We start from the raw sequence: 23348 nt of genomic DNA on the forward strand, positions 1-23348 counted from the left end.
GGATCAGCCAGCCCAAAATCCGTCGTCGGGCCGATGCGCGCCGATAAGAATCATCGTGGGTGTAAGTCTAGGCTCGAGTCATCATGTCCGTCGTTTACGTACACATCGGCCTTCCCAAGACCGGCACCACGCACCTGCAGGATCGACTCTGGCGCAACCGTGACCTGGCGTTACAGACATCGGGGTTGCTCTACCCGGGCAATGTGATCTCCGATCACTTCCACGCCGCGGTCCACCTCCAGCCGGAGCGCTACCTCGACTGGGCCGATCCGGCCTTCGGCGGGGTGTGGCCCAAGCTGCTCGGTCAGATGCGGGCCTGGCCGCAGACCTCGCTGTTGTCGCATGAGCTCTACAGCACCGCGACGAGTGAGCAGATCGAGCGCCTCCTGGCCGACCTGTCGTTCGCCGACGAGGTCCACGTCATCGCGACGGTCCGCGACCTCGCCCGCCAGCTCCCGTCGGTCTGGCAGGAGAACGTCAAGAACCAGCGCCGTGCCTCCTTCGACGAGTTCGTCGACGCGGTCGCGTTCGCGGCGGAGTCGAACACGGTGGGTGAGGCATCCGTGGAGGATGCCGGTCCGCTTGTCGAGGACGAACCGTTCTGGGAGTTCCAGGACCACGTCGGCATCCTCGCGAAGTGGGCGAGGTTCGTCGGACCCGAACGCGTGCACGTGGTGACCGTGCCGCGCGGTCGTCCGGAGCCGGGCGACACCCTCTGGGACCGCTTCCTCCGGGTCATGGAGGTCGACTCCGGTCCGCTGAACGTCCCGGTCCCGAGTCTCAACAGTTCGTTGTCGGCGTCGCAGGCCGAGTTCCTGCGCGGTCTGAATCAACGCCTGCAGCCGGAGACCATCGAGTGGCGCCGGTACGAACGCATCATCAAGGGACAGGTGATCGGCGAGATCCTGTTCGAGGCGCGCTCGGGCGCACCCCAGGGGCTGACGGTCAAACACCGGCAGTGGGCGGCGGCCCAGGCGGCCACGATGGTGGAGGCAGTCCGCAGCGCGGGATACGACGTCGCGGGTGACCTCGCCGACCTCAACGTGTCGCCGGAGGGCGCCACCGATGACGCGCCGATGCCGTCGGACCGCGAGGTGCTCGACGTGGCACTCGACACGATCGCCGCGATGGTCCTCGCGGCGCCGCTGCCCAAGACGGGACCGCCGGTGAAGACCCGCGCGGCCAATGTCCTGCGCAGAGTCAAGCGTCGCGCGCTGGCGATGCAGCGGTCACGGTGAGGCGTCGCCGTGGGCCGTCCACGACACAGGTGAGCAACCGTCGTGCCGATTGCACGATTTTGCGGCACCATGGCAAATTATGACCCCCGCATCGACAAGTGCGCCTGCCAAGAAGGCGGCGCGTAAGTCCGCATCCGCGAAGACAACGACGTCGAGCTCGTCCGGGAAGGCGGCTTCGGGCCGCTCCGGCTCGTCGAAGAGTTCGGGGTCGGGAGGCAGATCCGGCAAGTCGAGCGGCGAGCAGAACTTCACCGGGAACTTCAGCGGGTACTCAAAAGGCCCGTACGGCAAGGCATATGACGAGATGTTCGATGCCGCGGGTGATGTGCGCACGCCGTATCGCGGCATCTACAAGGCGATGGCCGACGAGGAGTCGTCCGACCTGGTCGAGGCCCGCGTCGAAGCGCTGGGCCGCGCCTACCTCGATCAGGGTGTGACCTTCTCACTCTCCGGCAAGGAGCGCCCCTTCCCGTTGGACATTGTGCCGCGCGTGATCTCGGCCGGTGAATGGAGCAAACTCGAAGCGGGTATCACCCAGCGAGTGCAGGCGCTCGAGTTGTTCCTCGACGACATCTACGGCGAGCAGGAGATCCTGCGCGACGGCGTGCTGCCGAAACGGCTCGTCCACTCGTGTGAGCACTTTCATCGGCAGGCGGCAAACATCCGGCCGCCCAATGGTGTTCGCATCCACGTCGCCGGCATCGACCTGATCCGCGACGAGAACGGCGACTTCCGAGTTCTCGAGGACAACCTGCGGTCCCCGTCGGGTGTCTCGTACGTGCTCGAGAACCGCCGTGCGATGGCCCGCGTGTTCCCCGACCTCTTCTCCAAGCACCGCGTCCGCGCGGTCGCCGACTATCCGAGCCACCTGCTGCGCGCGTTGCGGGCGTCGGCGGCGTTCAACGAGGCCGACCCGAACATCGTCGTGCTCACCCCGGGTGTGGCGAACTCCGCGTACTTCGAACACTCGCTGCTCGCACGCCTGATGGGCGTCGAGCTCGTCGAGGGTCGAGATCTGTTCTGCCGCGACAACGTCGTCTACATGCGCACCACGGAGGGCGAGCAGCGCGTCGACGTCATCTACCGCCGCATCGACGACGACTTCCTCGACCCCATGCAGTTCCGTCCCGATTCGATGCTGGGTGTCGCCGGACTCCTCAACGCGGCCCGGGCCGGCAACGTGGTCATCTCGAGCGCGGTCGGCAACGGTGTCGGCGACGACAAGCTGATCTACACCTACGTCCCGGAGATCATCGAGTACTACCTCGGGGAGAAGCCGAGCCTGCAGAACGTCGACACCCTGCGCTGCTGGCTTCCCGAGGAATGTGAAGAGGTGCTCGACCGTATCGACGAACTCGTCGTGAAACCTGTTGAGGGATCGGGCGGATACGGCATCGTCTTCGGGCCCGAGGCCACCAAGGCGGAGCTGGACACCCTGGCCCGCAAGGTGCGCAACGACCCGCGCGGCTGGATCGCACAGCCTGTCGTCCAGTTGTCGACGGTGCCGACGAAGATCGGCAACGAGATCCGCCCGCGTCACGTCGACCTGCGTCCGTTCGCCGTCAACGACGGCGAGTCGGTCTGGGTCCTGCCCGGCGGTCTCACCCGCGTAGCCCTGCCGGAAGGCTCGCTGGTGGTGAACTCCAGCCAGGGCGGCGGCTCCAAGGACACCTGGGTGCTCGCCAGCCGGACGTCGGAGGCCGAACGCGAACTGTCCGGCGCGAAGGTGGTCACCACCAGTGGTGTCGCCGCGGCCCGGCCCGCCGACAACGCCCCCGACCCGGTGCACACCCAGACCCAACAGCAGCAACAGGGCGTGTCGTCCCAGTCGCAGTCACCGGGCGAACAGTGCCAGAGTCTCGGCGGCATGACTCAGCAGCAGGGTGGTGATCCCCGATGATGTTGGCGCGCAACGCCGAGTCGTTGTACTGGATCGGCAGGTACGTGGAACGCGCCGACGACATGGCGCGCATCCTCGACGTCGCGATCCACCAGTTGCTCGAGGACACCACCGTCGACGTCGACCAGCAGGCGCGACTGATCATCCAGGTGCTGGGGCTCGAGGCGCCGGAGACCGACGAGGAACTCGACGTCTGGTCGCTGACAGAGCGCGTTGCCTACGACGCCAACGCAGTCGGGTCGGTCGTCGACCTCATCCGCGCGGCGCGCGAGAATGCTCGCGGCGCAAGGGAAGTCACGTCGAGTGAGTTGTGGGAGTGTCTCAACACCACCTACAACGGACTCGACGCCGCCGAACGCCGTGCGCGCCGCCTCGGCCCGCACGAGTTCCTCTCGTACGTGAAGAACCGGGCGGCCATGTTCGCCGGTCTCGCCGACGCCACACTCAGCCACGACGACGGGTACCGCTATCTGCTGCTCGGCCGTTCCGTGGAACGGGTCGACATGACGATCCGAATGCTGTTGTCACGAGCAGGGGATCGCACGTCGTCGCCCGCGTGGGTCAACGTGCTGGTCTCCGCCGGCGGCCACGACACCTTCCTGCGCACCTACCGCGGTGTCCTCGACGCGGAGAACATCGTCGAGTTCATGCTGCTCGACCGACTGTTCCCGCGGTCGATCTTCCACGCGCTCAGCGTCGCCGAACGCAACCTCGGGCAGCTCGAGAAGGGCCCCAGCCGCGTCGGCGCGCAGGCCGAGGCCCAGCTGCTGCTCGGTCGGGCGCGGAGTTCGCTGGAGTTCCTCGAACCCGGCGAGTTGCTCGACGGGCTGCAAGAACGTCTCGTCGATCTACAGGACACCTGCCGTGCCGTCAACGAGGCGGTCACCAAGCAGTACTTCCATGTGTCGCCGTATGTCTCGTGGGCCGACACGCGCGTCAGCGACAACCAAGTGATCGAGGAGAGTGAACTGTGAGCTGGCGTCTGCGCGTCGTCCATTCCACCGGTTTCGCCTACCACAGTCCCGTCACGTCGTCGTACAACGAGGCCCGGATCACGCCCCGCAGCGACGCCCGGCAGAACGTGATCGTCAATCGTGTCGAGACCGTGCCGGCCACCAGGTCGTATCGGTACACCGACTACTGGGGTACGGCGGTCACCGCCTTCGATCTCCATGCACCACACGAGGAGCTCGAGGTGTCGGGCATGTCGGTCGTCGAGACCGAGGCCGGTCAGCGCCCGGCCGAGGAGGACCAGGCGTCCTGGGAGGACATCCGCAGCGAGGCCGTCATGGACCGCTACGACGAGATGCTCTCCAACACCACCTATGTGCCGAAGAGCCGTCAGCTGATCGCGGCGGCGAAGAGGGTTGCCAAGGGACTCACGCCGGAGGAGACGGTCGAGGCGCTGTCCCGATACGTCCACCAGGAGATGGAGTACGTGCCCGGCACCACGGGCGTGCACACCACCGCCGTCGACGCCTGGAACGAACGCAAGGGCGTCTGCCAGGATTACGCGCACCTCACCCTGGTTATGTTGCGCGGCCTGGGGATTCCGGCCCGCTACGTGTCGGGGTACCTGCACCCGAAGCCGAATGCTGCGATCGACAAGACGGTCCAGGGCCAGAGCCATGCGTGGATCGAGGCCTGGACCGGCGGCTGGTGGGGTTACGACCCGACCAACGACACCCCGATCACCGAACAGCACGTGTCGGTCGGCGTCGGCCGCGACTACGCGGACGTGTCGCCGCTCAAGGGGGTCTACACCGGCGGCGGCGCAACGGATCTCGATGTCATCGTGGAGATCACCCGGTTGGCGTAGGACTCCTAGCGCCAGCCGAAGCGTGACCTGAGTTCGTCGGCGACCGCGTCGAAGCGGCGACGGTCGAGGATGGCGCCCTCGCGTCGGATGCCGTCGGCGTCGACGACGAGGACGCGGTCGAGGCGGACGAAGCTCGGCCGGTTCTGGGAGTCCCAGCTCCCGGTGCCGACGGCGAACCAGTCGTCGTCGTCCTGGTGATAGTCCTTGCTGGACAGCATGAGTCCGAGCACGTCGTCGGCCGTCTGCGCGTTGGCGTCGCGGCCGACGACGAGCACCGGTCGGTCCTTGCCCTGGCTGGGGTCGTCCTCGTAGGCGACCCACGTCCACACGATCTCGCCCGGATCGGCGTCTCCGTCGAGTTCGGGGTTGTAGCTGATCGTGCGGGCGACCTCGGCGGTGGGGCGGAGGCGGGAACGGATGCTGCGACTCGTCACCGTCGGAATTCTTCCATCAGAAACTCGTCGACCGCGTCGGCGGTCAGCTGCGCGGTCGGCTTCTTCTTCGGGTTGAGGTCGTGACCTACCTTCTCGAGTTCGACGATCCGCGTCGGCGCGTTGATCAGGCCGATCGCATCGGCCATCTCCTCGGTGGTGCCGAACGGGTCGGTGCTGCCGTGGACGACGAGGGTGGGCACGGTGATCGACGGCAGATGTTCGGTGCGCAGCCGGTCGGGTTTGCCCGGCGGGTGCAGGGGATAGGAGCTGAGCAGGAGGCCGTCGGCGAGGTCGGTGCCGTCCTCGGCGACCGCCATCGACGCCTGACGCCCGCCGTAGGAGTGGCCGCCGACGAACAGCGGGCCGTCGGACTCGTCGCGGAACCTCGCGCAGGCGGCGCGGATGCCGTCCCGATCGGCCGGCGACGTCGACGGACTGGGCGGTCCCTTGGGCCGACGCCGACGGTAGGGGAGGTCGATTCGGGCGACGACGTAGCCGCGTGAACTCAGTTCGTCGGCGAGCGCGCGCAGGATGACCGCGTCGCGGTTGCCGCCCGCGCCGTGGGCCAGGACGATCGTGGCGCGGGGCGCGCCGTCCGGCCGGTGCACGTCGGCGGCGACGTCCTCGGTCTCGACGGTGGTGATGGTGGTCGCTGGCTTTTCCGACTCGGCGGACTCGGCTGTCACGGCTGCCACGGTAGCGCCCCGCCATCCGCTTGGGCACCATTCGCGGCGCTCATGAGAACATGGTGGTCAACGTACGTGTCCATCCTCGAGGAGTAGTTCCAATTCCCACCTTCGCCGACCAGACCTTCACCGACCCGGCGCGCATCCGGAACTTCTGCATCATCGCCCACATCGACCACGGAAAGTCGACGCTGGCCGACCGGATGCTGCAGCTCACCGGTGTCGTGGAAGAGCGCCAGATGCGGGCGCAGTACCTCGATCGCATGGACATCGAGCGTGAGCGCGGCATCACCATCAAGGCGCAGAACGTGCGACTGCCGTGGCAGCTCGACGGTGACGACTACGTCGTGCACCTCATCGACACCCCCGGTCACGTCGACTTCACCTATGAGGTGTCGCGTGCGCTCGAGGCGTGTGAAGGCGCGGTCCTCCTCGTCGACGCCGCCCAGGGCATCGAGGCCCAGACGCTCGCCAACCTGTACCTGGCGATGGAGAACGACCTCACCATCATCCCGGTCCTGAACAAGATCGACCTGCCCGCCGCCGACCCCGAACGGTATGCCGCCGAGCTCGCCCACATCGTGGGTTGTGAGCCCGAGGACGTCCTGCGGGTGTCCGGCAAGACCGGCGTCGGCGTCAGCGAACTGCTCGACGAGGTCATCCGCAAGGTGCCCGCCCCCGTCGGGAACGCCGACGCCCCGGCACGCGCGATGATCTTCGACTCGGTCTACGACACCTACCGCGGCGTGGTCACCTACGTCCGTGTCGTCGACGGCAAGATCGTGCCGCGCGAGAAGATCCAGATGATGTCGACCGGCGCGACCCACGAGCTGCTCGAGGTGGGCATCGTGTCGCCGGAACCCAAGGCCACCCAGGGCCTCGGCGTCGGCGAGGTCGGCTACCTCATCACCGGTGTGAAGGATGTGCGCCAGTCGAAGGTCGGTGACACCGTCACCAGCGCCCGCAACGGCGCGAGCGAGGCGCTCACCGGCTACCGCGAACCGCGACCGATGGTCTACTCGGGCCTGTACCCGATGGATGGATCGGATTACCCGGTCCTACGTGAGGCGCTGGAGAAGCTGCAGCTCAACGACGCCGCGCTCACCTATGAACCGGAGACGTCGGTGGCACTGGGCTTCGGATTCCGGTGTGGCTTCCTGGGTCTGCTCCACATGGAGATCACCCGCGAGCGTCTCGAGCGCGAGTTCAACCTGGACCTCATCTCGACCGCACCCAACGTGGTCTACCGCGTCGTGATGGAAGACGGCTCCGAACACATCGTCACCAACCCGTCGGATTGGCCGGAGGGCAAGACCCGCCACATCTACGAGCCGATCGTCAAGACCACCGTGATCGCGCCGAGCGAGTTCATCGGCGCCATCATGGAGCTCTGTCAGTCGCGTCGCGGCGAGCTCGGCGGCATGGACTACCTGTCGGAGACCCGCGTGGAACTCCGCTACACCCTGCCGATGGCGGAGATCATCTTCGACTTCTTCGACTCGCTGAAGTCGCGCACCCGCGGCTATGCCTCGCTCGACTACGAGGAGGCCGGCGAGCAGGAGGCCGACCTGGTCAAGGTCGACATCCTGCTGCAGGGCGAGGCCGTCGACGCGTTCAGTGCGATCGTCCACCGCGACGCCGCCTACGCCTACGGCAACAAGATGGCACTCAAGCTCCGCGAGCTCATCCCGCGCCAGCAGTTCGAGGTCCCGATCCAGGCGGCCATCGGCTCGAAGATCATTGCGCGCGAGAACATCCGGGCGATCCGCAAGGACGTGCTCGCCAAGTGCTACGGCGGCGACATCAGCCGTAAGCGCAAGCTGCTCGAGAAGCAGAAGGAAGGCAAGAAGCGGATGAAGACCATCGGCCGTGTCGAGGTCCCGCAGGAGGCGTTCGTCGCAGCGCTCTCCACCGATGCAGCAGGTGACAAGCCGAAAGGGAAGTAGATGACGGGGCAGGACAGCGCAACCAATCCGGTACTGGCACAGAGCGATCTGCCCTACGATCTACCGGACTTCGCGTCGATCTCCGACGATGACTTCCTGCCCGCCTTCCGCGAGGCGATGGCGTCGCACCTCGCCGAGGTCGAGGCCATCGCCGCGGACCCCGCCGCACCGACCTTCGCCAACACCATCGAGGCCCTGGAACTCTCGGGTCGTGACCTGGCCCGCGCGTCGGGGATCTTCTTCAACCTCGTCGGCCCCGACACCAACCCGAAGCGCAACGAGATCTCCCAGGAACTCTCGACGCTGCTGACCGACCACGGCAACACCATCGCGATGAATCCGGTTCTCTTCGGCCGGATCTCGGATCTCGCCTCCCGCGCCGACGAACTCGACCTGACCGAGCCGCAGCGTCGTCTTCTCGACAAGCGGTACCGCGAGTCCGTGCGCGCCGGTGCCGGTCTGCCCGAGGCGGAGCAGGAGGAGATGCGCCAGATCGCCTCCCGGCTCGCCTATCTGACGACGACCTTCTCGCAGAAGATCCTCGACGACACCAACGATTCGGCGGTCCTCGTCGACGATGCGGCCGACCTCGACGGTCTGTCCGCCGGCCAGCTCGCGGCCGCTCGACGCGCGGCGGCCGACGCGGGCCACGAGAGCGGCTACCTGATCACCCTGGAACTGCCGACCAGCCAGTCGGTGCTGACCGAGCTGACGAATCCCGCCGTGCGGCAACGGGTGTTCGACGCGTCGGTGAACCGCTGCTCGCGCGGCAACGACCACGACACCCGTGAACTCGTCCTCGAGATCGTGCGGCTGCGTGCTCGCCGTGCCGAGCTGCTCGGGTACCGCGACCACGCCGAGTTCGTGATCGCCGAGCAGACCGCACCCGACCCGTCCGCGGTCGACGACCTGCTGCGCGAACTCAACGAGTCGGCGATGCGTGCCGGGGGTCGGGAACTGACCCGGCTCACCGAGTTCGCCGGCGACGTCGAGATCGGCCCGGCCGACCTGACCTTCTGGCTCGAACACGAGAAGCAGGCCACGTCCTCGGTGCCGCTCGACGGTTTCGCCGACTACTGCGAGCTCGACACCGTCCTGACCCGTGGAGTCTTCTACGCGGCCAACAAGTTGTACGGCCTGACCTTCGTCGAACGCACCGGGCTGCCGGTCTATCACCCCGACGTGCGTGTGTGGGAGGTGCGGGACGACTCCGGCACCGGCATCGGACTGTTCCTCGGCGACTACTACGCGCGGCCGTCGAAGCGCGGCGGTGCCTGGATGAACAACATCGTCGACCAGTCGTCGGTGCTGCAGACCCAGCCGATCATCGTCAACGTCCTGAACCTGACGAAACCCGATGAGGGGCAGCCATGTCTGCTCACCATCGATCAGCTGACGACCCTGTTCCACGAGTTCGGGCACGCGCTGCACGGTCTGCTGTCGTCGGTCGAGTACCCGTCCCAGTCGGGCACGTCCGTGCCGCGCGACTTCGTCGAGTTCCCGTCGCAGGTCAACGAGATGTGGGCGCTGCACCCGGTTGTGCTCGCCAACTATGCGCTGCACCACGCGACCGGTGAGCCGATCCCGGCCGAACTGGCTGCCGCCGCACGGGAATCCGCGGGTGCCGAGACCGCGCACGGGACCATCGAGTACCTCGCGGCGTCGTCTCTCGATCTCGCCTGGCACCGGCTGACGGTCGAGGAGGCCGCGGCCGTGACCGACGTGGAGGCGTTCGAGGCGAAGGCGCTCACGGAGGTCGGCCTGCAGACCGACCTGATCCCGCCGCGCTACCGCAGCGCCTACTTCAACCACATCTTCGGTGGGGGCTACTCGGCCGGCTACTACAGCTACATCTGGTCGGAGGTCCTCGACGCCGAGACCGAACAGTGGTTCCTCGCCTCGGGCGGCCTCGAGCGCGACAACGGACGACGATTCGCCGAGGCGACGCTGTCGCGCGGTGACAGCATCGATCCGCTGGTGTCGCACGAGGCCCTGATCGGCCGTAAGCCGCAGATCGAGCCGCTTCTGCGTCGTCGGGGGCTCGCGGCCTGAGCCGGTCCCGATCATGACAAGCGGACAACGCCGTAACCTGGCGCGGTTCGCGGTGCTCAGCATCGTGACCGCGCTGGTCGTGTTCGGGCTCAAGCTGCTGGCCTGGTGGATCACCGGGTCGGTGGGCCTGCTGTCCGACGCGCTCGAATCGATCGTCAACGTCGTCGCCGCCGTGGGCGCGTTCGTCGCACTACGCGTCGCCGCGAAGCCGCCGGACCGGGGACACAACTTCGGGCACACCAAGGCGGAGTACTTCTCGGCGGTCTTCGAAGGCGTCCTGATCGTCGTGGCGGCGGTGATCATCGTCGTGACCGCGATCGACCGGCTCATCAACCCGCGCGAGCTCGAAGATGTCGGACTCGGTCTCGGCATCTCGGTGGGTGCCACGGTCCTCAACGCGGCGGTGGGGTTGATCCTCATCCACGCCGGCCGCAAACACCGGTCATTGACCCTGGAAGCCGACGGCAAACATCTGATGACCGACGTGGCGACCACGGTCGGCGTCCTCGTGGGTGTGTTCCTGGTCGCGTTGACCGGTTGGCTACCGCTCGACCCGCTGATCGCCATCGCGGTCGCGATCAACATCATGGTCGTCGGCTCCCGGCTGGTGTGGCGCTCGGGTGCGGGTCTGATGGACTCCGCGCTCCCCGCCGAGCAGCGCTCCGCCATCGACGACGTACTCGACCGACACCGCGCCGACGGCATCGTCTTCCACGACATCCGTACCCGCGAGGCCGGTCACGAACGGTTCCTGCAGCTTCACATGCTCGTGCCCGGTGACTGGTCGGTGCAGCGCGCCCACGATCTCACCGAGGTCGTCGAGGACGAACTGCACGCTGCGGTCCCGGACCTGAACATCACGACACACGTCGAACCGGTCAACGATCCGCGCGCCTACGAGGACTGGCGACTGGAATAGGAACGGGCGCCCCGACCATGGCCTGCGGAGAATTTTGATCTCACTGATTTGAACTCCGGCGACGGCCCGGCAGGTTGCTAGCGTAGTCCGGTCTCCGCCGGTCACCGCCCTCATTCGACCGGCCCGCCGAGTCTTGGAGGAAGAGTGAGCGCTGGCCGCAAACCGCCGCGCGGCACCCGGGTGCTGGTGAGCCTTCTCGTGTTGGCGATGGTGTTCGTCGCGGGCTGCGGTGGCGGATCCACCGACGAGCCCGGTGGAGTGGACATCTCCAGCGGAGACCGGCACCTCGATCTGGTCGCCTACGCCGTCCCCAAGATCGGTTTCGACGAGATCATCCCGGCGTTCCGCGACACCCCCGAGGGCCACGACATCGGCTTCTCTGCGTCGTACGGCGCCTCCGGTGACCAATCACGCAAAGTGGCCCGACGTGTCCCGGCCGATGTCGTGAACTTCTCCGTCGAGCCCGACATCACCCGCCTGGTGAAGGCCGACCTGGTCGACGAGGACTGGAAGAAGCAGGCACCCAACAACAGCACCCCGTTCGGGTCGGTCGTCGCGCTGGTGGTCCGCAAGGGCAACCCGAAGGGCATCCGCGACTGGGACGATCTGCTCAAGCCCGGCGTACAGGTGGTCACCCCGAACCCAGGCAGCTCCGGCTCGGCGAAGTGGAATCTGCTGGCGCCCTATGCCGCGATCAGCAACGGTGGCCGGGATTCACAGGCCGGCCTGGATTACGTGTCCGAACTGGTGCGGGACCACATCAAGGTGGTGCCCAAGTCGGGTCGCGAGGCCACCACGGCGTTCGAACAGGGGCAGGGCGATGTCTTGATCAGCTATGAGAACGAGGCGATCATGCTCGACAAGGCCAACGCCGGCGCCGGTCCGAACAGTCAGGTCGAATATGTGATCCCGCCGCAGACGTTCAAGATCGAGAACCCCGTCGCGGTCGTCAACACCTCCGACGACATCGCCGGCGCACGCACCTTCGTGGACTTCCTCTTCACCCCGGAGGCGCAGCTGATCTGGGCCGAGCAGGGCTTCCGGCCGGTGGACCCCGCGGTCATAGAGGCGACGCGGGACCTCTTCCCCGGAGATATCGCGAAGCTGTGGACCATCGCCGAACTCGGCAAGGTGCTCGGGGAGGGCACCGCCGAGGACAACGACGGCAAGGACCTGACCGGCTGGAAGGCTGTCGACGAGGCGCTGTTCGGCAAGAAGGGCGCCATCACCAAGATCTACGACTCAGGGGGTAAGCAGTGACCTCGGTCGACTCGACGACCACGGAGGCCGGGGCCCCGGTTCCCGACTCCCGGCCGCCACGCGGGTTCCTCGGACGCTCGCGGACCTTCGCCGGCGTGAGCCCGATGACCATCGGCGTCGCCTGGCTCTGGCTCAGCGTCATCGTGCTGCTGCCGCTGTCCGCCATCACGGTGCAGTCCTTCGAGGACGGTTGGAGCGGTTTCTGGGAGGCGATCTCGGCGCCCGCCGCGGTGGACACCATCTGGATCACGGTGCTCGTGTCCGTGATCGCGGCGTTGATCAACGTCGTGTTCGGCACCCTGATCGCCTGGGTCCTGGTCCGAGACGAGTTCCCCGGCAAGGGGGTCGTGAACGCCATCATCGACCTGCCGTTCGCGCTGCCGACGATCGTCGCCAGCCTCGTGCTGTTGTCGCTGTACGGGCCGAACAGTCCCATCGACGTCCAGCTCAACGCCACCAAGCCCGCATTGGTGATCGCACTGACCTTCGTCACCCTGCCGTTCGTGGTGCGGCAGGTGCAGCCGGTCCTCATCGAACTCGATGTCGACGTCGAGGAAGCCGCAGCGGTACTCGGCGCGAACAACGCCACGATCTTCCGCAAGATCGTCCTGCCTGCCCTTCTCCCGGCGATCTTGACCGGCGCCGGCCTGGCGTTCACCCGTGCCATCGGCGAGTTCGGTTCCGTGGTGCTCATCGGCGGCAACATCCCGGGCGACACCCAGGTCGCCTCGCAGTACATCCAGCAGCAGATCGAGATCGATGCACCCGTCGACGCGGCAGCGATCTCCGTGGTGTTGCTGCTGATCGCCTTCGTCACGCTGCTCGTCCTGCGCGTCGCGGGCCGCCGGCAGTCCAAGAGAGAGGACGCAGACCGATGAAGGTCGCACCTCTGACGAAGTACGGTCTGCGCACCGTCGCGCTCGTCTACCTGCTCATCCTCCTGGTGGTCCCGGTCGGCACCATCTTCTACCGCTCCTTCGAGCACGGTCTCGGCCAGTTCTGGGAGTGGATCACCACGCCGGCAGCCATCTCGGCGCTGCAACTCAGCCTGCTGATCGTCGCCATCGTGGTGCCGCTCAACGTCATCTTCGGCGTGATCATCGCGCTGGCCCTGGCGCGCGGGCGCTTCCCCGGCAAGGGTTTGCTCCAGTCGGTCGTCGACCTGCCGTTCGCGGTGTCGCCCGTGGTCGCCGGTGTCGCGCTGATCCTGCTGTGGGGCTACGGCGGCTGGTTCGGCGGCATCGAGAGCCTCGGCTTCCGGATCATCTTCGGCTTCCCCGGGCTGGTGCTCGCCACGCTGTTCGTCACGCTCCCGTTCGTCGCCCGCGAGGTCGAACCGGTGCTCCGGGAGATCGGAACCGAACAGGAAGAGGCCGCCGCGACGCTCGGCGCCAACAACTGGCAGGTCTTCTGGCGGGTGACCCTCCCGGCGATCCGCTGGGGCCTCACCTACGGCATCGTCCTGACCGTCGCGCGAGCGCTGGGTGAATACGGTGCGGTGACCATGGTGTCGTCGAACTATCCCGGTGTCTCCCAAACGCTGACGCTGCTGGTCCACTCCCGCTACACCGACGACTACAACGAATTCGGCGCCTACGCGGCCGCGACCCTGCTGATGTTCGTCGCCATCCTGGTGCTCGTGCTGATGTCGCTCATCGAGCGCCGCGCCAAGTCCCGACTCGTGGACGCCAGTGAATCCACGTCCACCGACGTCGAACTCGATCTGACCCCGCCGCATGGTCCCGAGTCCGTCGACGCCAAACAGATCGTCCATCCCAACGCCCAGCACAAGGAAGGCGTGTGACATGTCCATTCAGGTGATCGGCGCGAACAAGCGCTACGGCGACTTCGCCGCCCTCGACGACGTCTCGATCGACATCCCGGACGGTCAGCTCACCTCGTTGCTGGGACCGTCGGGCTCCGGCAAGTCGACGCTGCTGCGCGCGATCGCCGGCCTCGACACACTGGACTCCGGCACCGTCCGCATCAACGACAACGACGTCTCGCAGAAGTCACCGCAGAAGCGCGACATCGGTTTCGTGTTCCAGCACTACGCCGCATTCAAGCACCTCACCGTGCGCGACAACATCGCCTTCGGCCTCAAGATCCGCAAGCGGCCCAAGAAGGAGGTCGACGCCAAGGTCGACGAACTCCTCGAGGTGGTCGGACTGGCCGTGTTCCAGCACCGGTTCCCGGCGCAGCTGTCGGGTGGCCAGCGGCAGCGTATGGCGCTCGCCCGCGCACTCGCCGTCGACCCCAAGGTGCTGCTCCTCGACGAACCGTTCGGCGCCCTGGACGCGAAGGTGCGAGATGACCTGCGCCGCTGGCTGCGTCGTCTCCACGAGGAGGTGCACGTCACCACCGTGCTGGTCACCCACGACCAGCAGGAGGCACTCGACGTCAGCGACCGGATCGCCATCCTCAACAAGGGACGGATCGAACAGGTCGGCACGCCCGACGACCTCTACGACCGCCCGGCCAATGAGTTCGTGGCGTCGTTCCTCGGTTCGACGGTGCGTCTGAACGGCGAACTCGTTCGCCCGCACGACATCCGGCTCGGACGCACCCCGGAGATGGCCTCGCCGGCCGCGGACGCCTCGCTCGACACAGGCGTGATCAAGGCGACCGTGCTGCGCGTGGTGAACCTCGGCTTTGAGACCCGCGTCGAACTCGTCGCCGCGACGACCGGTGACGAGTTCGCCGCCCAGATCACCCGCGGCGACCAGAACGCCCTCAACCTGCAGGCCGGGGAGACCGTGTACGCGCGGGCGACCAAGGTCGCGGCGCTGACCGACGCCTGAGGCCCGGCCGGGAACCGCCACCGAAAACCGCCCCTGGAAAGCTCCCCTGCGATCCGCCCCCGGAAAGCGCCCTCTGCAGCGGCGCCGACGACATAGTGTCATCGGCCGCCGCCTGGAGGGTCCTTATCGGGGGCGGATTTCAGTTGCCGGGCGTCAGTGATTGGCCGGCTGGAACGTGTGCTGGTGCTCGGCCTCCTCGGCGCGGATGACGTGCATGACCGCGTTGATCAGCGCGAGGTGGGTGAACGCCTGCGGGAAGTTTCCAAGATGCTGACCGGTCTTCGCGTCGATCTCCTCGGCGTACAGCTTGAGCGGACTCGAGTAGTTGAGCAGCCGCTCGCACAGAGCCTTGGCCCGCTCCAGCTCACCGATCTCGACCAGCGCCGACACGAGCCAGAACGAACAGATCGTGAAGGTGCCCTCCTCGCCGGTGAGGCCGTCGTCGGTCTCGTCGACCTTATAGCGCAGCACGAGACCGTTGTCGGTGAGTTCGTCGGCGATCGCGAGAACCGTTGCGCGGACACGGTGGTCGTCGGGCGGCAGGAACCGCAGCAACGGCACGAGGAGCAGTGAGGCGTCGAGGGCGTCGTCGCCGTAGCGCTGGGTGAAGACCCCTCGCTCGTTGACGCCGTGGGCGAGGATGTCGGCTTTGATCTCGTCGGCGATCGCCGCCCACTCCCGCGCGTGGGTCTCTTCGCCGTGCATCGTCGCAAGGCGGGAGCCGCGATCCAGGGCGACCCAGCACATCACCTTCGACGAGGTGAAGTGCTGCGGTTCGCCACGCACCTCCCAGATGCCGCGATCAGGATCGCGCCAGTGCTTGATCGCCTCCTCGACCTGCGCCTTGAGGACCGGCCACAGTGTCTCGGGGACAGACTCGTGGGACTTGATGTTGAGGTACACCGAGTCCAACATCGTGCCCCAGATGTCGTGCTGCGCTTGGTTGTACGCGCCATTGCCGATCCGGACCGGGCGCGCGCCGTCGTAACCGGAAAGGTGCGTGAGCTCCTCTTCCTCGAGCGTCCGCTCGCCGCCCACGCCGTACATCACCTGTAACGGGTGACGTTCGCCGTTGGTGATGCCGGAGACATCGGCGATGAAGGAGAAGAAGTCGTCGGCCTCCCGGTCGAGGCCCAGCGTGTACAGGCCCCACAGGGCGAACGTCGAGTCGCGCACCCATGCGTAGCGGTAGTCCCAGTTGCGTTCGCCCTGAGGTGTTTCCGGCAGCGAGGTGGTCGCGGCGGCCAGCAGGGCGCCGGTCGGGGAGTAGGTGAGTCCCTTGAGGGTCAGCGCGGAGCGCTGCAGATGAGAGCGCCACGGGTGGTCGGGAAAGGTGCCGATGTTGATCCACTGCCGCCACGATTCGGCCGTGGACCACATCTTCTGGGCCGCCTCGTCCCAGTTCTGCGGAGCAGGAAACCGGGACCAGCTCAGGGCGACGAACCGGTTGTCGCCCTCGACGAGTCGTGTGCGGGCACGTGCCTCCCGCCCTTCGAGACCGAGGCGGAGGTCGGTGGTGAGCTTGAGGGTGGGCGTGTCGGCGTCGGTGTCGCGGGCGGTGGCGATGGCCTCACCGTAGGCGGGGCCGGAGTACTCCCACTTGGTGGTCCCGCGGTGGTAGTCGAACGCCGGCTCACAGCTCATGTGCAGTTCGACGGTGCCGGAAACACAGCGCACCGTGCGCAGCAGGATGTGCTCGGCATCCCAGTCGGTGGGCGTGCGGCGATGGGTGCGGGAACGCCGATCGTTGTCGTGCCACGGGCCCATCACCAGCGCGTCGCGCACGATGATCCAGCCCGTCTCGGTCTGCCAGGTCGTCTCGACCATCAGACTGCCCGGCAGGTACCGGCGATCCACGGGCACGTTCACGCCGTACGGCGCGAGGCGGAAGTGGCCTGCGCTCCGATCGAGCACCGCCCCGAAGACACTCGGCGAATCGGGTCGCGGTACGCACATCCACTCGACCGAACCGTTACGGGCGATCAGGCAGTTGGTCTCGGTGTCGGACAGGAACGCGTAGTCGCCGATGGGGGGAAACGCACTCCGGTGCGCCGGATTGGTCGGAGCCATCGGCGCCGGACCCGGAGCGCTGACTCGTGCGGCGTCGGTGCCGGCCGCCTCGCCCTGCGGGGAAGTCGCGGTCGGCAGGGACGTTACGGTGGAGTCATCTGCAACAGACATGGGAACTATCATTGCGACGGACGCTGTCCGATGCCAGTCGGCCTGAACGGGGCCGGGCCGACAGTTGATCCGAATCGGACGGACGAGGTGATGAGGTGACGGCGTTCTTCGCCTGGTGGGACGGTGTGGAGGAGTGGCTGACCGGCCTGTCCTTCGTTCCGCAGCTCTTGGTCACCGTCGCCGTGGTGATTCCTGTCGCGATCCTGATCGCCTATGTTCTCAATCTCTTGGTCGACCTCGCGGCAACGCTGTTCGACCGCCGACGCTTTGCCGACGACGATGGGACCGGACTGTGAAACTGATGCGCTCGCCGGTGACCCTCGCCCTGTTGGCGTTGTTGATCCTCGTCGTGATCGCTTGGCTCATCACGATGTGAGAAGGCGTCGGCCCGACGGGTCTCAGCGCCCGGCGTGCACCGTGCGACGCTCAGTGGCCGTGCGATAGAGGCCGCAGATGCCCTCGACGACGTCGGGGTGCGCGCCGAGTGGTCCGGCCACGAGTGTCTCGTCGGCCAGCGCGTCCAGAGCCGACTCGACCCGTTCGATCAGCAGACCGGCCGACAGGAAGTACGGGCTGAGCGCTATGCGTTGCGCACCGGCGACCCGGAGACGACGGACCGCCGAGGCGACCGCGCGGTTGTTCGGACCGAGCTTGGTGGCGAAGACCACCTCGACCGGCCGATGTAGGTACGTCGACAGTTCGATGGCCCGGCGGCGGACGTGACGGTCGGCGGACTCGTCGGAGGAACCGACCGCCGACAGGATCACCCCGTCACGCTCGTCGAGGCCGGCTTCGAGCAGACGATCGGCGAGGGCCGTCGTGAACGACCGGGTGCCGATGACGTCGGTCTGATGCGCGAACGGCCGGTGTTCGGCGATGATCGCCGGTAGGTCGACCTTGTGGTGATATCCCGCCGACAGCAGCAGCGGCACCACGACGGGGTCGTCACCGGGCTCGTTCGCGACAGACGTGAGGACATCCCCGACGAGCGGCTCGTCGAGATCGAGGTAGGACAGGACCACCTCGACCCCCGGCAGCGCGTCGGCGACGGCGTCGCGCACACGGCGCGCGGTCGCGCCGAAGCGCGGATCGCGACTGCCGTGTGCGACGAGGACGAGAGAAGGACTCACACCAACTCTTTGAGGTGCAGCGGCGCGAGCGCGTCGCCCACCAGACCGGCGGCGAGGGTGTTGCCACCCTGCGGGTCGATCAGCAGGAAGCTGCCAGACTCGCGGTTCACCTGGTAGTCGTCGGCCGGGATGGGTTCGGCGGTCTGCACCGAGATCCGCACGATCTGGTTGAGCTCCACCGACTCCGGGGCCTCCACGAGCGCCAGGTTCTGCTCGTCGAAGAGGGCGTCGAGCCCACCGACGATGGCCTGGGTGGTCTTGGTGCCGTGCTTGAGCAGCAGACGTGCGCCGGGACGCAGTTGCTTCTCGGCGAGCCAGCAGACGGTTGCGGTGAACTGTTGTACCGGCTCCGGTGCGTCGACCGCGGCGGCGATCAGGTCACCGCGCGAGATGTCCACGTTGTCGGCGAGGAGGATCGTGACGCTGCGTCCGGTGTGGGCGGACTCCAGCGGGCCGTCGGCCGTGTCGATCTGGCTGACGGTGGTCCGCTGACCCGACGGCAGGACGACGACCTCGTCACCCACCGACACGCGGCCGGCCGCGATCTGACCGGCGTACCCGCGGTAGTCGGGGTACTCGGGGGTGCGGGGACGGATCACGTACTGCACCGGGAAGCGCAGGCCCACCGGGGCACGCTCGGTGAGGTTCGGGACCGTCTCGAGGTGCTCGATGAGGGTGGGGCCGTCATAGAACGGGGTGTTCTCCGAGCGGTTCGCGATGTTGTCGCCGTGCAGCGCGGACACCGGGATGGCGGTGACCTGCTCGTCAGACCAGCCCAGCGAACGCGTCAGCTCGGCGAACTCGGCGGAGATCTCGGCGAACACCGAGGCCTGATCGTCGACGAGGTCGATCTTGTTGACTGCCAGCACCAGCTGAGGCACACCCAGGAGAGCCATCACCGCGGCGTGGCGACGGGTCTGCGAGACAACGCCGTTGCGGGCGTCGACGAGCAGGATCACCAGCTGGGCGGTGGAGGCGCCGGACACGGTGTTACGCGTGTACTGCACGTGGCCGGGGGTGTCGGCGAGCACGAAAGAGCGTGCGGGAGTTGCGAAGTAGCGGTAGGCCACGTCGATGGTGATGCCCTGCTCGCGTTCGGCGCGCAGGCCGTCGACGAGCAGCGACAGGTCGGGGCCCTCGAGACCGCGGTCGACCGAGGCCTTGGTGACGGCGTCGATCTGGTCGGCCAGAACGGATTTCGTGTCGTACAGCAGTCGGCCGACGAGCGTCGACTTGCCGTCGTCCACACTGCCTGCAGTGGCGATGCGGAGAAGGTCGGGTGCGTGCCTCATCAGAAATATCCTTCGCGCTTGCGGTCTTCCATGGCGGCCTCGGAGACCCGGTCGTCGCCACGGGTGGCGCCGCGTTCGGTCAGTCGCGATGCGGCGACCTCGGCCAGGACCGCGTCGTTGTCGGCGGCGTCGGAGAGCACCGCGCCGGTCGACGAGCCGTCGCCGACGGTGCGGTAACGCACCGAGAGACGCTGCAGCTCTTCGCCTTCGCGGGGTCCGCCCCAGACGCCGGGGGTCATCCACATGCCGTCCCGCAGGAAGACGTCACGTTCGTGGGCGTAGTAGATCGAGGGGAGCAGGACCTGCTCGCGGGCGATGTAGCGCCAGATGTCGAGTTCGGTCCAGTTCGACAGCGGGAACACGCGGACGTGCTCGCCCGGTGCATGGCGGCCGTTGTAGAGGTTCCACAGCTCGGGGCGCTGACGCTTCGGGTCCCACTGGCCGAAGGCGTTGCGCAGCGAGAAGATCCGCTCCTTGGCGCGCGAGCGCTCCTCGTCACGGCGGCCACCGCCGAAGACCGCGTCGAAGCGGTTCTCGGTGATCGCGTCGAGCAGCGGGATGGTCTGCAGCGGGTTGCGGACGCCGTCGGGGCGCTCGGTCAGCCGGCCGTCGGCGAGGTAGTCCTCGACCTTGGCGACGTGCAGACGGAGGTTGTGACGCTCGACGACGTTGTCGCGGAACTCGAGCACCTCGGGCAGGTTGTGTCCGGTGTCGACGTGCAGCAGCGAGAACGGCAGCGGCGCAGGCCAGAAGGCCTTCAGTGCGACGTGCAGCAAGACGGTGGAGTCCTTGCCGCCGGAGAAGAGGATGACCGGGCGCTCGAATTCGCCTGCCACCTCACGGAAGACGTGGATGGCCTCGGACTCAAGCGCGTCGAGCGTGGTGAAGTCGTCGGCGTCGGCGGAGACGGACATGTCGCGGACGGGTTCGGTGACGGTCATGCGTGGAGCCCACATTCTGTCTTGGCGCGACCGGCCCAGCGGCCGCTGCGCGGATCGGATCCGGGTTCGGGTTTGGCGGTGCACGGTGCACAACCGATGGAGGGATAGCCCTCGTCGACCAACGGGTTGACCAGCACGCCGTTGGAGTCGATGTAGTCCTGCATCTGCTCGTCGGTCCACGGGGCGATGGGATTGATCTTGACCAGCCCGAAGCCCTCGTCGAACGAGATGAGCGGAGCGTTGGCGCGAGTGGGCGCCTCCACCCGGCGGATGCCGGTGATCCAGGCGTCGTAACCGGCCAGACCCGCCTTGAGCGGGACGACCTTGCGCAGCCGGCAGCACTCGCCGGGATCGCGCGCGAACAGGTTGCGGCCCAGGAGTTCGTCCTGCTCGGCGACGCTGTGCTCGGGGTTGAGGTTGACCATCTCCACGCCGTACACCTGCTCAACGGCGTCGCGCGTGCCGATGGTCTCGGCGAAGTGGTAACCGGTGTCGAGGAACAGGACCTTGACCGGTTCGCCGCCGAGGAGCTCGCGGTCGATGTTCTTCACCGCGAGGTCGACGAGGGCGGCGTCCTGCATGTTCGACGCGACGACGAAGTTCGTGCCGAAGGTCTCCGCGGTCCAGCGGATCAGTTCCTCCGGGGTGGCCTCGGGACCGAGGTCGGCCGCGCCCTTCGCCGCGATCGCGCGGAGTTCGTCCTCGCTGTGGCGGCGGCCGGTGGCCGGCGCCGTGGTGCTGATGGTCATCGGAGTGCCTCCTCGTCGGCGCGAACGGCCCACTGCGCGAACCGTTCACCCTCTTCGCGCTGATCCACGAAGTTGCGGACCACACGTTCGATGTAGTCGCCGAGCTCGGTGCCGAGCACCTTGTGCTGGCGCAGCTTGCGACCGAAACCGGAGTCCAGGCCGAGGCTGCCGCCCAGGTGGACCTGGAAGCCGTCGGTCTGGTTGCCGTCGGCGTCCTCGACGAGCTGTCCCTTGAAACCGATGTCGGCGATCTGCGACCGTCCGCAGGAGTTGGGGCAACCGTTGATGTTCACCGTGATCGGCACGTCGAGCTCGGAGTTGATGTCGGCAAGGCGCTCGTCGAGCTCCGGCGCGAGAACCTGTGAACGCTTGCGGGTCTCGGTGAACGAGAGCTTGCAGAACTCGATACCGCTGCACGCCAGTAGGTTCCGGCGCCACTGCGTCGGCCGGCCGTGCAGGCCGAGCGGCTTGAGCTCGTCGATGAGCCACTCGACCTTGTCGTCGGGGACGTCGAGGACGATCAGCTTCTGGTACGGGGTGAAGCGCACGCGGTCGGAACCGACGGCGGCGACGGCCTCGGCGGTCTTGGTGAGGATCGTGCCCGACACGCGACCGGCGATGGGGGAGAAGCCGATCGCGTTGAGGCCGTTGCGTAGCTTCTGCACGCCGATGTGGTCGATCGGGCGTTCAGGCTGCTCCGGCGCCGGGCCGTCAATCAGCTTGCGGCCGAGGTACTCGTCCTCGAGCACCTGACGGAACTTCTCGATCCCCCAGTCCTTGATGAGGAACTTCAGCCGCGCCTTGGCGCGGAGGCGGCGGTATCCGTAGTCGCGGAAGATCGAGACCACGGCCTCCCACACGTCGGGCACCTCGTCGAGCGGGACCCATGCACCGACGCGCTGGGCGAGCATCGGGTTGGTGGACAGGCCGCCGCCGACCCAGAGGTCGAGGCCGGGACCGTGTTCGGGGTGGACGACGCCGACGAAGGCGACGTCGTTGATCTCGTGGACCACGTCCTGCTGGCCGGAGATCGCGGTCTTGAACTTGCGTGGCAGGTTCGAGTACTTCGGATCGCCGATGTAGCGGCGGACGATCTCGTCGATGGCCGGGGTCGGGTCGAGGACCTCGTCGAAGGACTCACCGGCGAGCGGCGAACCCAGCACGACGCGGGGGCAGTCGCCGCAGGCCTCGGTGGTCTTGAGACCGACGGCCTCGAGACGGTCCCAGATCGTCGGGACGTCTTCGATCCGGATCCAGTGGTACTGGACGTTCTCGCGGTCGGAGAGGTCGGCGGTGTCACGGGCGAACTCGGTGGACAGCTCGCCGAGGGTGCGCAGCTGCGCGACATTGAGCGCGCCGGCGTCGCAGCGCACGCGCATCATGAAGTGCTTGTCTTCGAGGATGTCGATGTTCTCGTCGCCGGTCCAGGTGCCGTCGTAACCCTCCGCACGCTGGGTGTAGAGGCCCCACCAGCGCATCCGGCCGCGCAGGTCCTGCTTGTCGATCGAGTCGAATCCCTGCTTGGAGTAGATGTTCTCGATGCGGGCGCGGACGTTGAGAGGGTTGTCGTCCTTCTTGACCTGCTCGTTGGGGTTCAGCGGCTCGCGGTAGCCGAGCTTCCACTGACCTTCGGCGCGGCGCTTGGCCGGGCGGGCCTTGCGTGCGGGACGAGCGCGCTTCTCGGTGCCGGCCTCGCCTGCAGCAGCAGCGGGCGTGACGACATCAGGCTGGGAGCCCGTGCTGGAGACAGCAGCAGGGGCGTCGGTTGTGGACGTCATGAAATCTCCTGTGCCGGCGCACAGGGCCGGCGTTCATTGCACGAAAAAGTGGGCTGAAACGTGCCGGCATCCCTGGAAGCAGGGACCAATCGGGGCCGAAACGTCGCTAGACGCGACAGAAAGCGCTGTTGACGCGCTTGAGATCAATGTGGCGACGCGCTGCGAGCCACACCCCTGGGAAAATCACGAGGTCCATAGTGCCACGACCATCATCGCCTCGTC

General features: G+C 67.1%; 20 protein-coding genes. 12 read left to right on the plus strand and 8 right to left on the minus strand.

Annotated features, from left to right (window positions below; all coding sequences use genetic code 11):
- Window positions 1-83 precede the first annotated feature (83 nt).
- From GONAM_RS05325 to GONAM_RS05340, 4 genes are all read left to right on the plus strand, one after another.
- The gene (locus GONAM_RS05325) at window positions 84-1238 is read left to right on the plus strand and encodes a hypothetical protein (protein WP_006865752.1); all 1155 of its coding nucleotides are present in this window, start codon (window positions 84-86) and stop codon (window positions 1236-1238) included.
- Between the two features lie 79 nt (window positions 1239-1317).
- Window positions 1318-3138 (plus strand): circularly permuted type 2 ATP-grasp protein, encoded by a 1821-nt coding sequence (locus GONAM_RS05330; protein WP_006865753.1) that lies wholly within the window; start codon window positions 1318-1320, stop codon window positions 3136-3138.
- Window positions 3135-4112 carry an alpha-E domain-containing protein gene (locus GONAM_RS05335; RefSeq protein ID WP_006865754.1) on the plus strand — a complete coding sequence of 326 codons (978 nt, stop codon included), beginning with the start codon at window positions 3135-3137 and terminating at the stop codon, window positions 4110-4112. The genes GONAM_RS05330 and GONAM_RS05335 overlap by 4 nt, the downstream gene beginning before the upstream one ends.
- Window positions 4109-4957 (plus strand): transglutaminase family protein, encoded by an 849-nt coding sequence (locus tag GONAM_RS05340; RefSeq protein WP_006865755.1) that lies wholly within the window; start codon window positions 4109-4111, stop codon window positions 4955-4957. Before GONAM_RS05335 ends, GONAM_RS05340 begins: the two co-directional genes overlap by 4 nt.
- Window positions 4958-4962: 5 nt before the next feature.
- Here the strand turns inward: GONAM_RS05340 and GONAM_RS05345 are convergent, their stop codons facing one another.
- Both GONAM_RS05345 and GONAM_RS05350 read right to left on the minus strand, forming a co-directional pair.
- Complete coding sequence (locus GONAM_RS05345; protein WP_006865756.1) at window positions 4963-5391, minus strand: type II toxin-antitoxin system PemK/MazF family toxin; 429 nt, start codon at window positions 5389-5391, stop codon at window positions 4963-4965.
- Complete coding sequence (locus tag GONAM_RS05350; RefSeq protein ID WP_006865757.1) at window positions 5388-6086, minus strand: alpha/beta hydrolase family protein; 699 nt, start codon at window positions 6084-6086, stop codon at window positions 5388-5390. Before GONAM_RS05350 ends, GONAM_RS05345 begins: the two co-directional genes overlap by 4 nt.
- 50 nt (window positions 6087-6136) lie before the next feature.
- On the opposite strand from GONAM_RS05350, the gene lepA reads away from it, so the two are divergent.
- The 7 genes from lepA to GONAM_RS05385 all read left to right on the plus strand — a co-directional run bounded on the left by lepA (window position 6137) and on the right by GONAM_RS05385 (window position 15055).
- A complete protein-coding gene (gene lepA, locus GONAM_RS05355; RefSeq protein ID WP_006865758.1) occupies window positions 6137-8023 on the plus strand; it encodes a translation elongation factor 4 in 1887 nt (628 codons plus the stop codon).
- Complete coding sequence (locus GONAM_RS05360; protein WP_006865759.1) at window positions 8024-10075, plus strand: M3 family metallopeptidase; 2052 nt, start codon at window positions 8024-8026, stop codon at window positions 10073-10075.
- Between the two features lie 13 nt (window positions 10076-10088).
- Window positions 10089-10994 carry a cation diffusion facilitator family transporter gene (locus tag GONAM_RS05365; RefSeq protein WP_006865760.1) on the plus strand — a complete coding sequence of 302 codons (906 nt, stop codon included), beginning with the start codon at window positions 10089-10091 and terminating at the stop codon, window positions 10992-10994.
- A gap of 144 nt (window positions 10995-11138) precedes the next feature.
- Window positions 11139-12254: a sulfate ABC transporter substrate-binding protein gene (locus GONAM_RS05370; RefSeq protein WP_006865761.1), complete on the plus strand. Its 1116-nt coding sequence runs from the start codon at window positions 11139-11141 to the stop codon at window positions 12252-12254.
- Window positions 12251-13132, plus strand: coding sequence for a sulfate ABC transporter permease subunit CysT (cysT, locus tag GONAM_RS05375; RefSeq protein ID WP_006865762.1), 882 nt, complete (start codon window positions 12251-12253; stop codon window positions 13130-13132). Before GONAM_RS05370 ends, cysT begins: the two co-directional genes overlap by 4 nt.
- The gene (cysW, locus tag GONAM_RS05380; protein WP_006865763.1) at window positions 13129-14058 is read left to right on the plus strand and encodes a sulfate ABC transporter permease subunit CysW; all 930 of its coding nucleotides are present in this window, start codon (window positions 13129-13131) and stop codon (window positions 14056-14058) included. Before cysT ends, cysW begins: the two co-directional genes overlap by 4 nt.
- Window position 14059: 1 nt before the next feature.
- Window positions 14060-15055 (plus strand): sulfate/molybdate ABC transporter ATP-binding protein, encoded by a 996-nt coding sequence (locus tag GONAM_RS05385; RefSeq protein WP_006865764.1) that lies wholly within the window; start codon window positions 14060-14062, stop codon window positions 15053-15055.
- 153 nt (window positions 15056-15208) lie between these two features.
- Here the strand turns inward: GONAM_RS05385 and GONAM_RS05390 are convergent, their stop codons facing one another.
- The gene (locus tag GONAM_RS05390) at window positions 15209-17236 is read right to left on the minus strand and encodes a glycoside hydrolase family 15 protein (RefSeq protein WP_006865765.1); all 2028 of its coding nucleotides are present in this window, start codon (window positions 17234-17236) and stop codon (window positions 15209-15211) included.
- A 95-nt stretch (window positions 17237-17331) separates the two neighbouring features.
- Here GONAM_RS05390 and GONAM_RS05395 point away from each other — a divergent pair, with 95 nt between their 5' ends.
- A complete protein-coding gene (locus tag GONAM_RS05395; RefSeq protein WP_006865766.1) occupies window positions 17332-17532 on the plus strand; it encodes a hypothetical protein in 201 nt (66 codons plus the stop codon).
- A gap of 102 nt (window positions 17533-17634) precedes the next feature.
- On the opposite strand, the gene GONAM_RS05400 is transcribed toward GONAM_RS05395, so the two are convergent.
- From GONAM_RS05400 to GONAM_RS05420, 5 genes are read right to left on the minus strand one after another with little or no spacing between them, the layout of a single operon-like run.
- Window positions 17635-18366, minus strand: a complete 732-nt coding sequence (locus GONAM_RS05400; RefSeq protein WP_006865767.1) for a sirohydrochlorin chelatase — start codon at window positions 18364-18366, stop codon at window positions 17635-17637.
- Window positions 18363-19658 (minus strand): sulfate adenylyltransferase subunit 1, encoded by a 1296-nt coding sequence (locus GONAM_RS05405; RefSeq protein ID WP_006865768.1) that lies wholly within the window; start codon window positions 19656-19658, stop codon window positions 18363-18365. The genes GONAM_RS05400 and GONAM_RS05405 overlap by 4 nt, the downstream gene beginning before the upstream one ends.
- The gene (cysD, locus tag GONAM_RS05410; RefSeq protein WP_006865769.1) at window positions 19658-20614 is read right to left on the minus strand and encodes a sulfate adenylyltransferase subunit CysD; all 957 of its coding nucleotides are present in this window, start codon (window positions 20612-20614) and stop codon (window positions 19658-19660) included. Before cysD ends, GONAM_RS05405 begins: the two co-directional genes overlap by 1 nt.
- The gene (locus GONAM_RS05415) at window positions 20596-21348 is read right to left on the minus strand and encodes a phosphoadenylyl-sulfate reductase (RefSeq protein WP_006865770.1); all 753 of its coding nucleotides are present in this window, start codon (window positions 21346-21348) and stop codon (window positions 20596-20598) included. The genes cysD and GONAM_RS05415 overlap by 19 nt, the downstream gene beginning before the upstream one ends.
- On the minus strand, window positions 21345-23126 hold the full coding sequence (locus GONAM_RS05420) for a nitrite/sulfite reductase (protein ID WP_006865771.1): 1782 nt from the start codon (window positions 23124-23126) through the stop codon (window positions 21345-21347). The genes GONAM_RS05415 and GONAM_RS05420 overlap by 4 nt, the downstream gene beginning before the upstream one ends.
- Between the last annotated feature and the right edge of the window lie 222 nt (window positions 23127-23348).

The sequence above is a fragment of the Gordonia namibiensis NBRC 108229 genome, from assembly GCF_000298235.1.
GTDB classification, from domain to species: Bacteria; Actinomycetota; Actinomycetes; order Mycobacteriales; family Mycobacteriaceae; genus Gordonia; species Gordonia namibiensis.

Bases quoted from the DNA above. Each gene is read 5' to 3' on its own strand.
- GONAM_RS05325 (WP_006865752.1), top strand. From the start codon at position 84: ATGTCCGTCGTTTACGTACACATCGGCCTTCCCAAGACCGGCACCACG.
- GONAM_RS05330 (WP_006865753.1), top strand. From the start codon at position 1,318: ATGACCCCCGCATCGACAAGTGCGCCTGCCAAGAAGGCGGCGCGTAAG.
- GONAM_RS05335 (WP_006865754.1), top strand. From the start codon at position 3,135: ATGATGTTGGCGCGCAACGCCGAGTCGTTGTACTGGATCGGCAGGTAC.
- lepA (WP_006865758.1), top strand. From the start codon at position 6,137: ATGGTGGTCAACGTACGTGTCCATCCTCGAGGAGTAGTTCCAATTCCC.
- GONAM_RS05360 (WP_006865759.1), top strand. From the start codon at position 8,024: ATGACGGGGCAGGACAGCGCAACCAATCCGGTACTGGCACAGAGCGAT.
- GONAM_RS05365 (WP_006865760.1), top strand. From the start codon at position 10,089: ATGACAAGCGGACAACGCCGTAACCTGGCGCGGTTCGCGGTGCTCAGC.
- cysW (WP_006865763.1), top strand. From the start codon at position 13,129: ATGAAGGTCGCACCTCTGACGAAGTACGGTCTGCGCACCGTCGCGCTC.
- GONAM_RS05385 (WP_006865764.1), top strand. From the start codon at position 14,060: ATGTCCATTCAGGTGATCGGCGCGAACAAGCGCTACGGCGACTTCGCC.
- GONAM_RS05390 (WP_006865765.1), bottom strand. From the start codon at position 17,236: ATGTCTGTTGCAGATGACTCCACCGTAACGTCCCTGCCGACCGCGACT.
- GONAM_RS05405 (WP_006865768.1), bottom strand. From the start codon at position 19,658: ATGAGGCACGCACCCGACCTTCTCCGCATCGCCACTGCAGGCAGTGTG.
- cysD (WP_006865769.1), bottom strand. From the start codon at position 20,614: ATGTGGGCTCCACGCATGACCGTCACCGAACCCGTCCGCGACATGTCC.
- GONAM_RS05415 (WP_006865770.1), bottom strand. From the start codon at position 21,348: ATGACCATCAGCACCACGGCGCCGGCCACCGGCCGCCGCCACAGCGAG.
- GONAM_RS05420 (WP_006865771.1), bottom strand. From the start codon at position 23,126: ATGACGTCCACAACCGACGCCCCTGCTGCTGTCTCCAGCACGGGCTCC.